Genomic DNA, 1,464 nt, shown 5'->3' on the forward strand with positions numbered 1-1,464 from the left:
TAACTGGACTTTAGGAAAAAAATGTGGTAAAATAGTCTAAAATTATTATACAGCAATACTTTTACCTGAAAATATTCCACCAATGAGAGAAACAACCCTGTGTGCCTTACCTCCATGCTTTGAAAAGTGGTGTCAAAAGTTTGATGATTTATTTAAAACAGCCTTGTCAAAAAAAGGGATTCCGTGATGATTTAGCAGGATTACTTGGAGAAAGTCAAAGGAAAAATATTGCTCAAATGACCAACAATTTTGTTGGTGCGACCTACGATCATATATATCATTATATAAGCCCGGCAAAATGGAATGAAAGCTTGATCAATGTTAGCGAAGCTTTGCGCCAGCAAACGTCGCTTAAAAATTATGAATCAAGGAAATCAAACCAGAATTAGAAATGGGTTTGCTCTGATTATTGACGATTCTGGACACAGAAAAAGTGCACCGCCTGCCCTGAGGTTTCCGAGGGCGTAAAGACGGAGCAAGAAGTGGTAATTTTACTGATGGAGTTGGTAGACAATATCTGGGAGAAATTGGTCAAACAGACAATGGAGTAGTCATAGTTACAAGCCATTTATATGATGGAGTAAGAAGTCTTGCTTTAGATATTGAATTATATCAAAGTTCATCCTCTTGACCAGATGGTAAAGAGGATAAAGAATTTGTAAACCAACCTGATTTAGCAATCAAGTTGGTTAAAAAAACTTTGTCCAGAAAATATCGACCATCCATAATTTTAATAGATGGAGGTTATGGTAATAACTCTTGATTTTTCCAGGAGCTAGAAAGTCTAGACCTTGATTATATAGGTGGTTTAGCTCAAAATCCCTTGGTTGGTGTTATTCATCAAAACACAGGAAAAAAACAGTCACAAAAAAGGTTAGATGAAATTATATTTTCTTTGGCTCAAACAGATTTTACTGAAGTTACTTTCAAACAAGATAGACCTCAAAAAGTTTGGGTAGCTACCATAGAAGCAGAAATCAAAGGTCTGGATGGTCAAAGAACTATAGCAATCGTCATGAATAGTAGTTCCATAGAATCCGCGACTGAAATTGATTATTTAATCACAAATAAACCAAATAAAAATGTAACAGGAGAATGGATAGTTACAAATTTTTCTCATAGAAACTATATTGAAAAGTTTGATAGAGAAGCTAAAGGGTGGTGAGGTTTAAAAGAGTATCAAGTAAGAAATAAAACCAGTGTCATACCTCACTTTATTTGAGTTTTTGTTGCCTATACTTTCATGATTTATCAGCAATTAATGGGAGGGCTAAGAAAACGCCCGTGCTCAGAAACCTGTGACAAATTTTACAGAAACCTGAGAAGCATTTCTCACAAGTATTTCTGACAACTTTTTTTGTTGGTTGCAAGATCATCAAGATATTTTTGCTCTACATCAAGCCAATCTGGGATTGGTTTGGGGATATACTCAGGTATAATCTCCTTCTGATAAAAGATTGAGGT

Annotated in this window: 1 pseudogene; it reads left to right on the forward strand. The window is 35.0% G+C overall.

Features of this window, described 5'->3' with window-relative positions:
- Window positions 1-82: 82 nt before the first annotated feature.
- Window positions 83-1,439: pseudogene (locus tag F6K18_RS36095) on the forward strand (IS701 family transposase).
- The last annotated feature ends 25 nt before the right edge of the window (window positions 1,440-1,464 follow it).

Origin of the sequence: Okeania sp. SIO2C2 (assembly GCF_010692625.1) — a bacterium.
Classification (GTDB): domain Bacteria; phylum Cyanobacteriota; class Cyanobacteriia; order Cyanobacteriales; family Microcoleaceae; genus Okeania; species Okeania hirsuta.